We start from the raw sequence: 8779 nt of genomic DNA on the forward strand, positions 1-8779 counted from the left end.
GGGTCCTTCTTCGTGCACGCCCAGGTCAGCTGGCAGATCTTGGCGACGTTCGCCGGCACCTCGCCCGCGCCGGGTATGTTCACCTGGGTGGTGAAGTCGTCCGAGGAGAAGGCCCCGGCCACGTCCGCCACCTTGAAGCCGGTGGACTTGTAGACCTGGGTGATCCCCGCGTTGGCGGCCTTGACCAGGGGTGCCGACTCCTTGGCGGCCTGCTGCCCCGCGGTGCCCTGCAGCCAGGCTCCCAGGAACGGGTTGTGGTACGTCGAGCCCACGAACTGGGTGTCCTTCGCGCCCGCCTTGCGCAGCGCGCCGGCGATCTGGGCGAGGTTGGTCGCCATGGTCTGGCTCCGGCTGTTCAGGCACGCCCCGTCGAGGGTGCCGGCCGGGCTGACGCAGTTGAGCAGGATGTCGTTGGCGCCCACGCTGAGGGTCACGTAGGCGACCTTGCCGTGGTGCTGGGCCATGGCCTTCAGTGCGGCGTCCAGTTGGGACTTGGCGTTCGGGTAGTCACACTTGCCGCCCTTGAGCAGAGACTCGGTGGTCTCAGCGGTGCAGCCCAGACGTATGTGCTTCAGCCCGGGGGTGCGCTGCTTGAGCTGCGTGTACAGCTGGTCGGTGTAGGCGACGTCGGTGTCCTTGTCCACGTCCGGCTGGTAGCCAGAGGCCAGGGAATCGCCGAGCGAGATGTAGTACGTGGCGTCCTTGCCGTCGGCCGCCTCGTCGGCGGTGGCCAGCCCGGGCGTGCTCAGCACGATCGTCATGGCTGAGATGGCCAGCCGGGGGCCGAAACGCTGAAGGGATCTCATCACTTGCGTGCTTTCCAGTTGGGGGGATTGGGTGCCGAAAGGCATTGGCCTGAGACGTGGCTACAAGCAGCGGAACTCAGCCGCAACGGTTTCCGGGCACCCAAAGAAGGCCTTGGTGAAGGCATAGGGGGATTTCTGCCTCCGTGACGCTGCGGGATCCGCCCGCCTTCGCTTCGGAGACGCGGGTGTCAATCTAGCAAGGCTGACACCGAATTGGATATGGGGGCCGACAACGTAACGATCACATCGACACGTATAACCACCAGAAGTGCTCGGTCGACCGGGAATTGGTGGCCGGACTCGTTGGTAGCCATTCACTGAGTGATCGACTGAGGCTGAATCCTCCGCGCGGCAGCCCCTCCCACCTGCACGCCCTGAACCGCTCCGGGATCAGTGGAGGCTCTACGGGTTGGGTCCGGCCGCCGGTTGGAGCTGGTTGAGCGGCCCTTGCGTTCGGCGGGCCGGAGCGACGCCGGTCGCGGAATGCAGACGCTGAAGGTTAAATCAGCCTGGCTTTTTTGTGGAGTTGGGCAGCACACGGCAGATCTGCTCGACCCCGAACGCCTTTTGAACTCGCCGATGAACGGTACGAGCGGCTTGACGGCCGGTCGAACTCGGCCGCGAAGACAGCCGACGTCACATCAAGACCGGGCCGCTGCCGTACAACTGGGCGCGGGTCATGCTGGATCGGCGCCGCAGGGACCATCCCTTGGACCTTCGCTCGCGCCCGCTTGGAGGACGGCGCCAGTGTCTGCACCAACATCGGGAAGATCCTCGGCAACACCATGGTCTTCAAGCGGATCTCGCAGCCGGTCGCCGTGGTTCCATGTCGGGTCACGGTGCCGTGGAAGACGTAGGCGCGTTTGTCGTAGCGCGTAGCTACGGCCCGGGAGTTTTTGAGCCGGGTTGATCGTGCGCTCGACTTCATTGCGGCGCTTGTACAGCTGCTTGTCGAACCCGGTGGGACGGCCGCCGTCGCTGCCGCGGCGACGACGGTTGGCGCGCTGGTCCCTCGGCTCGGGAATGGTGTGCTTGATCTGCCGTCTGCGCAGGTATCGACCGCCCAGGGAGCGGCGGTGAACCAGGAGTTCGGTGGAAGCGCGAGTCCCACCAGCGAATCTAGACTCTCGCTGACCACGTGCCCCGGCGGCCGTGCCATCGAGTGGTCCGCCGGGGCACGTCCCATACGGGAAATCACCTCACGCGGCCGGTGCGGACCGGGACGTTGCCCGCTCGTCTGCCACGTGGTCATGGACGACACGGGGTTTCATCGCGTCCGGAGCAACGATGGGGTGGGTCGATGCTGGTCAGACCTGGGTGTGCGGAGGCCTGAGTCGAGAGACACCGCGTCAGGCGAGCGCCGGGGCCGAGGTTCCCAGGAAATCCCTGCGCAACGGCATGCCGGACCGGCCGCCATCGTCGGTCCTGACCGCCAGCACCTGGTTGACGCCCATCGTGTTGTTCTCGAACCCGACCGCCGAGGCCGCCATATACAGGCGCCACACCCGCGCCCGCCCGGGCGAGGTCAGCTTGACCGCCTCGTCCCAGTGCGCTTCGAGGTTGGCCACCCACTCACGTAGCGTGAGGGCATAGTGCTCGCGCAGGGACTCGACGTCGCGCACCTCGAAGCCCGCCTCCTCCAGCAGCGACACGGTGGAACCGACGGGAGCCAGCTCGCCGTCGGGGAAGACGTACCGGTCGATGAAGGGGTCCATCCGGTACTCCCCTTCGTCCCGCAAAGGGCGCCGCGCTATCTGGTGGTTGAGCAACCGCCCGCCGGGCTTCAGCAGCCGGTGCAGGAGGTCCGCGTACGCGCGGTAGCGCTTCTTGCCGACGTGCTCGGCCATACCGATCGAGGAGATCGCGTCGAAGGGGGAGTCGTCGATCTGCCGGTAGTCCTGCACCCTGATCTCCACCAGGTGCTCAAGCCCCGCCGCGGCGACACGCTCGCGTGCCAATGCCGCCTGCTCGACCGAGATGGTGACCCCTACGACCTGTACGCCGTAGCGTTCGGCCGCGTGCATGGCCAGCGAGCCCCAGCCGCAGCCCACGTCCAGCAGCCGCTGCCCCTCGCGCAGGGCGAGCTTGCGGCAGACCAGGTCCAGTTTGGCTTCCTGGGCCTGCTCCAGCGTGTCGCCGGAGCCGGAAGACGGGTCGCCCTGCCAGTAGGCGCAGGAGTAGACGAGCGAGGGGCCCAGCACCAGGGCGTAGAAGTCGTTGCCCACGTCGTAGTGGTGACTGATGGCCGCCTTGTCACGCCGCATGCTGTGCGCGGCACCGCGACGGCGCACCACCTCTTCGGCGGGCGGAGCCGGCGGGAGCCCCATCCCCGCGAGGCCGAGCGTCCGGCTCACCGTACGCAGGGTGGCGGGTGTGGTCAGCACGCTCAGCGCTTGGCGGAACGCCGCGGTGCGGCTGCCGGGCTCGTCCCGTTCCCACACCAGCGTCGAGATGCGCTTCAGCAGCTCGTACAGGTCACCGTCGACTTCCAGATCTCCGGCCACCCAGGCCCGGGCGAGCCCCAGCTCGCCGGGCCGCCACAGCAGACGCCGAAGGGCTTCGCGGTCACGCAGGACGAAGGCCGGCCCGTCCTCGGGGCCGGCCGTGCTGCCGTCCCAGAGGCGGATTCCCACGGGCAGGGGAAAACCCAGCACCTGTTCACTGAAACGAGCCAGAACTGCTGCGGCTGCTTCGGACATGTGAATCCTCTCAGTTCAACGCAGGGGGCCCGCCCGTCTCGCACCGCGGCTGGGCCTGGCACATGGTCACCGCGGCGGCGGTCGGCGCCGTGAGTATAAGCGGACATTGGTTGAAAGCTAAAGCTGCATCCTGTACGAGCAGCTGATGGGGGTATGGCCGGTTATCCGGTCCGGGTCACGACAGGCTCCCCACGCCTGGCCGATCCATGACGCCACGGCGACACCAAGAGCGAGGGCTGCGGCTGTCCGAGCAGGACAGCTCGTGCGGCAACCGCCCGAAGGCCGTCGCGACCGCGGCTCCCCCGCCGGTCGCCGCACAGGCCGTGATCGGACACGTTGTCAGACCCTGGGGCGTGGCCGGCCGTGCGATGACGGGCAGGTCGTAGCCGCACGGCCGTACCGGTCGTCCACTCCCCCACGCCCACGGCGCGGAAGACGACGGTCAGTTGCTCGGGCACCTGCCGGTGCGCGGCCTCGTACTCCTCGATGCGGTCGGCGCGGACCTTGGTGTCCAGGGCGACCTTCATGACGGCTCCTCTGACGGCATGGCTTCCCCGGTCGGCGCGGCTGCGGGGACAGGAGTGTCCGGGGCCAGCAGGCCCTCGGCGCGCAGCTCGTCCCACAGGGCGGCCGGAATCGGGCGCCGCAGCTGCTCCACCGTGTCACGCACCTCCTGGGAGGAGCGCGCCCCGGTCAGGACGCTCGCGACCGCGGAATGGCCGAACGGGAAGCGCAGCGCGGCGGCACGCAGTGGCACGTCATGGCGTTCGCAGACCGCGAGGAGTCGTAGCGCCCGGTCGAGGACCGGCTGCGGAGCGGGGGCGTAGTCGTACGTGGCGCCTGGCCGGGGGGCCGTCAGCAACCCTGAGTTGAACACCCCGCCGATGACGACACTCCGGCCACGAGCGGCTGCCTCCGGGAGCAGTTCGGCGAGCGAGTCCTGTTCCAGGAGGGTGTAGCGGCCGGCCAGCAGCACCATGTCGATGTCTGTCTCACGCAGGAACCGGGCGGGCAGGGCGGACTGGTTCATCCCGACGCCGATCGCTCCGATCACGCCTTCGGCGCGCAGCCGCTCCAGCGCCGGGTACGCCTCCCGCAACGCCTGGTCGGCGTGGTCGTCGGGGTCGTGCAGCAGGGCCACGTCGACGCGGTCGAGGCCGAGACGTTCCAGGCTGGCCTCCAGGGAGCGCAGCACTCCGTCGGCGCTGAAGTCCCAGACGCGGCGGTAGACGGCCGGGACGGCGAAGCCATGGGCGAGGTCGTCGCCGGCGCCACCCTCCGGGTCCGGCACGAGAAGCCGGCCCACCTTGGTGGCGAGGGTGTAGGTGTCACGGGGACGGTCGCGCAGCGCGGCGCCGAGCCGCCGCTCCGACAGGCCGAGACCGTAGTGCGGCGCGGTGTCGAAGGTGCGGACACCGGCGTCCCAGGCCGCCTCCACCGTGGCGTGGGCGGCCTCATCCGTGACCGGATGGAGAAGGTTGCCGAAGGCGGCACAGCCCAGCGCCAGTTCCGAGACCGGTACGGCGCTGCCGCCCAGCGTGGTGGTCCTCACGACCGGTCCACCGGGCGCAGCCGCAATCCCTGCATACCGCCGTCCACCGCGAGCGCGGTGCCGGTGACGGACGCCGCGGCCGGACTCGCCAGGTAGACGATCGCGGCCGCCACCTCGTCGGCGGTGACCATGCGGCCCAGGGGCTGACGGGCGTTGAGTGCGGCCCGTTCGCCCTCGGGGTCGTCGGCTGCGTCGAGGAGTCGGCCGACCCACGGGGTGTCGGCGGTTCCGGGGTTGACGCAGTTGACGCGGACGCCCTCGCGGACGTGGTCGGCGGCCATGGCGAGAGTCAGTGAGAGGACCGCACCCTTGCTGGCGCAGTACAGTGCGCGCTGCGGCAGTCCCGCGGTGGCGCCTATCGAGCAGGTGTTGACGATGGCCGCGTGCGCGGAGCGGCGCAGGTGGGGCAGGGCGGCACGCGTGGCGCGCACCATGCCGAGGACGTTGACGTCCAGGACCCGGTGCCACTGCTCGTCCGGGTTGTCCTCGATGGTGCCCACCGCGCCGATGCCCGCGTTGTTCACGAGGATGTCCAGGCCGCCGAGCCGTTCGGCGGCCTGTTCCACGGCTACGCGCACGGAGGCGTCGTCGGTGACGTCGGCCTGGAGGCCGAGCAGCGGTTCACTGACACCGCCCGGGTCTAGGTCGAGCACGGCCACCGCCGCGCCCTGGGCCGCCAGTGCGCGGGCCGTGGCGAGCCCGATACCGGACGCTCCGCCGGTGACGACGGCCCTGAGCCCGGACAGACCGATCATGCCGCCTCCTTCTGAGCAGCGCGGTCGGCCACCCAGAATGCGCCGTCCGGGTAGCGGTACTCGGCGATGGATTTCTCCCGCATGGTGGCGGAGAAACCGGGAATGAGCGGCGCGGTGTAGTGGCCGTCGCGGATCACCACGGGGGCGGTGAAGTGCTCGTGGAGGTGGTCGACGAACTCGATGACCCGGTCGTCCGTTGTTCCGGACAGCGCCAGGTAGTCGAACATCGACAGGTGCTGCACCAGCTCGCACAGACCCACACCGCCGGCGTGCGGGCACACCGGCACCCCGAACTTCGCGGCGAGGAGCAGGATCGCGAGGTTCTCGTTGACCCCGCCGACCCGGGCCGCGTCGATCTGGAGCACGTCGATGGCGCCGGCCTGGAGGAGCTGCTTGAAGACGATGCGGTTCTGCGCGTGCTCGCCGGTGGCGACCTTCACGGGGGCCACCGCCCGCCGCACGGTAGCGTGGCCGAGGATGTCGTCGGGGCTGGTGGGCTCCTCGATCCAGTACGGGTCGAACTCGGCGAGCGCGTTGGTCCACTCGATAGCCTCGTCCACGTTCCAGCGCTGGTTGGCGTCGATGGCGATGCGTACCCCGTCGCCGACAGCGGCGCGGGCGGTGCGCATCCGGCGGATGTCGTCGTCCAGGTCGGCGCCGACCTTGAGCTTGATCTGGGTGAAGCCGTCGGCGACGGCCTGCTTGGCCAGCCGGGTGAGCTTTTCGTCGGAGTAGCCGAGCCAGCCCGGTGACGTGGTGTAGCCGGGGTAGCCGCGCTCCAGCAGGACGGCCTCGCGTTCCGCGAGCCCGGTCCGGCCCTCGCGCAGAAGGGTGAGGGCGTCCTTGGGGGTGAGGGCGTCTGTGATGTAGCGGAAGTCGATCTGGGAGACCAGCCACTCGGGCTCCGCGTGGGCGAGCAGCCGCCACAAGGGCTGCCCGGCGCGCTTGGCGGCGAGATCCCAGACAGCGTTGACGACGGCACCGATGGCCATGTGCATCACGCCCTTCTCGGGGCCGAGCCAGCGCAGCTGACTGTCACCGATCAGGTCGCGGCTCAGCGAGCCCGGGTCGGCGCACAGCTCCTGAACCGAGCGGCTCACGATATGGGGCCGCAGAGCGTCGATCGCGGCGACCTGGACATCGTTGCCGCGGCCGATGGTGAAGGTGAAGCCGTGGCCTTCGTGGCCGTCGTCGGCGTCGGTGCGCAGTACGACGTAGGCGGCGGAGTAGTCGGGGTCCGGGTTCATCGCGTCCGACCCGTCCAGCTCCCGCGAGGTGGGGAACCGGATGTCGTAGGTGTCGACCGCGGTGATCCGGGCGGAGGTGGTAGTCACGGGGGTGCCTTTCACGCTTGGGCGAAGGTCTGGCGCTGGCTGCCGAGTCCGTCGACGGAAAGCTCGACGGTGTCGCCGGGGCGCAGGAAGGGAGTGCCGGGAAGCCCCAGAGCCACGCCCGCGGGTGTACCGGTGTTGATCACGTCACCGGGCTCCAGAACCATGTACCGGCTCAGGTACGAGACGATGTGGTCGACCGGGAAGATCATGTCGCCGGTGTGGCCGTCCTGCCGCTTCACGCCGTTGACGCTCAGGTGCAGGCCGAGGTTCTGCTGGTCACCGACCTCGTCGGCGGTGACCAGCCACGGACCCATCGGGTTGAACGTCTCGCAGGACTTGCCCAGATCCCACTGCGAGGAGTACTCCAGCTGGAACTCGCGCTCGGAGACGTCATGGCTGACCGCGTATCCCGCGATCACCTCAGCCGCCTCCTCGGGGCCGTCGAGGTAGCGGGCCCGCCGTCCGATGACGACCGCCAGCTCGACCTCCCAGTCGGTCTTGACCGAGCCGCGCGGGATCAGCACCTCGTCGTACGGGCCGACGACCGTGCCGGGGTCCTTCATGAAGACCACGGGCCGTTCCGGGATCGCCGCGCCGGTCTCGACGGCGTGGTCGCGGTAGTTCAGCCCGACGCAGACGATCTTGCCGGGGCGTGCGACGGGGGCGCCGATCCGCAGGCCCTCGGGGTCGAGCACGGGCAGCCCGCCCGCCTCGACCGCCGCGCGGGCCCGGTCCACTCCCCCACAGGCGAGGAAGACGCCGTCGATGTCAGGGGCCACAGAGGACAGGTCCAGCAGCCGGCCGTCGTCGGTACGGACGGCGGGCCGCTCTTCACCGGGGGCGCCGACTCGAAGCAGTTTCACTGGGGCAGCTCCCTTGCCATGCGGGTTTCGTCTGAGTGGTGGTCGGCCGTAGGACTGGGCCGCCTGTGGTGCGCCCGGGCCGGACCTGTCGGCAGGCTTCGCTCATCCGCAGCACAGTCATCGGATGTATGGCTGCACAGTGACCTTAGATGCGGGGGATCGCACCTGACAATGGATTCCTCGGATGTATTTCGTCGGCGATGCCAGTCAAGCGCTCACACATACAGACGGACCATGGCCACGAGGTCGACACGCGACCCGCCGCATGACTTCAGAGAGAGCCCACCTCAGCCCCCCGCCCTCACCGGCACCGGCGGCTCCGTTGTTGAATCGTGAGCTGCCGCAGCGCATCGCCCGTCACGCACGAAGGCCGAAACTCCGCAGGTCGTACGGGGCCTCGGTACGGAGTCCCAAGGTCGGGACGGCACCTCGGCGCCCTACGGCGTGGCGTCACGCAAATCTCTGGCGGCGAACCCTTGTCAACGTCGGCAACGCCGTCGTAGCGGCCTCGACGTCCCGAGATACATCGGATGAATGGTTGCTCCCTCCAGTGCGCCCGCTCGGCTCACAACCGTGCGGTCGCTCCACCTCCGCATCCCTCGGGCCCCGGCTGACCCTCACATCCACCCCTCAGGGCACGAGACGCGCATTGTCCGCACCGGATCGGCAGCTGCCCGTCCGGCGACCTCGCCCCTCCCCCGCAGGCAGGTACGCCCTCCCACCGTTGCCCTGAGGCCCTGTTGCCCCGGGTTAACTGACGGTTTCAGAAT

The 8779-nt window shown here is 69.3% G+C and carries 8 protein-coding genes and 1 pseudogene; 1 reads left to right on the top strand and 8 read right to left on the bottom strand.

What is annotated here, in order from left to right; translation table 11 throughout:
- On the bottom strand, window positions 1–761 hold a 761-nt coding region (locus tag AOK23_RS33130), incomplete at its 3' end, for an SGNH/GDSL hydrolase family protein (protein ID WP_055716243.1).
- A 776-nt stretch (window positions 762–1537) separates the two neighbouring features.
- Here AOK23_RS33130 and AOK23_RS51540 point away from each other — a divergent pair.
- Window positions 1538–1663, top strand: a complete 126-nt coding sequence (locus tag AOK23_RS51540) for a hypothetical protein (protein WP_276205776.1) — start codon at window positions 1538–1540, stop codon at window positions 1661–1663.
- On the opposite strand, the pseudogene AOK23_RS45955 reads toward AOK23_RS51540, so the two are convergent.
- The 7 genes and pseudogenes from AOK23_RS45955 to AOK23_RS33160 form a co-directional block, all read right to left on the bottom strand.
- Window positions 1639–1864 (bottom strand): annotated as a pseudogene (locus AOK23_RS45955) (IS5/IS1182 family transposase); the annotation flags it as partial. The gene AOK23_RS51540 and the pseudogene AOK23_RS45955 overlap by 25 nt on opposite strands.
- A gap of 291 nt (window positions 1865–2155) precedes the next feature.
- Window positions 2156–3505: an SAM-dependent methyltransferase gene (locus AOK23_RS33135; RefSeq protein ID WP_055716238.1), complete on the bottom strand. Its 1350-nt coding sequence runs from the start codon at window positions 3503–3505 to the stop codon at window positions 2156–2158.
- A 161-nt stretch (window positions 3506–3666) separates the two neighbouring features.
- Window positions 3667–4032 (bottom strand): hypothetical protein, encoded by a 366-nt coding sequence (locus AOK23_RS33140; RefSeq protein ID WP_055716239.1) that lies wholly within the window; start codon window positions 4030–4032, stop codon window positions 3667–3669.
- Window positions 4029–5057 (bottom strand): aldo/keto reductase, encoded by a 1029-nt coding sequence (locus AOK23_RS33145; RefSeq protein WP_055716240.1) that lies wholly within the window; start codon window positions 5055–5057, stop codon window positions 4029–4031. The genes AOK23_RS33140 and AOK23_RS33145 overlap by 4 nt, the downstream gene beginning before the upstream one ends.
- Window positions 5054–5812, bottom strand: a complete 759-nt coding sequence (locus AOK23_RS33150; protein WP_055716241.1) for an SDR family NAD(P)-dependent oxidoreductase — start codon at window positions 5810–5812, stop codon at window positions 5054–5056. Before AOK23_RS33150 ends, AOK23_RS33145 begins: the two co-directional genes overlap by 4 nt.
- Complete coding sequence (locus AOK23_RS33155) at window positions 5809–7146, bottom strand: L-fuconate dehydratase (protein WP_055716244.1); 1338 nt, start codon at window positions 7144–7146, stop codon at window positions 5809–5811. Before AOK23_RS33155 ends, AOK23_RS33150 begins: the two co-directional genes overlap by 4 nt.
- Window positions 7147–7157: 11 nt before the next feature.
- A complete protein-coding gene (locus AOK23_RS33160) occupies window positions 7158–8009 on the bottom strand; it encodes a fumarylacetoacetate hydrolase family protein (RefSeq protein WP_055716242.1) in 852 nt (283 codons plus the stop codon).
- Window positions 8010–8779 lie beyond the last annotated feature (770 nt).

Source organism: Streptomyces torulosus, from assembly GCF_001419765.1.
GTDB classification, from domain to species: domain Bacteria; phylum Actinomycetota; class Actinomycetes; order Streptomycetales; family Streptomycetaceae; genus Streptomyces; species Streptomyces torulosus.

Bases quoted from the DNA above. Each gene is read 5' to 3' on its own strand.
- AOK23_RS33135 (WP_055716238.1), bottom strand. From the start codon at position 3,505: ATGTCCGAAGCAGCCGCAGCAGTTCTGGCTCGTTTCAGTGAACAGGTG.
- AOK23_RS33140 (WP_055716239.1), bottom strand. From the start codon at position 4,032: ATGAAGGTCGCCCTGGACACCAAGGTCCGCGCCGACCGCATCGAGGAG.
- AOK23_RS33150 (WP_055716241.1), bottom strand. From the start codon at position 5,812: ATGATCGGTCTGTCCGGGCTCAGGGCCGTCGTCACCGGCGGAGCGTCC.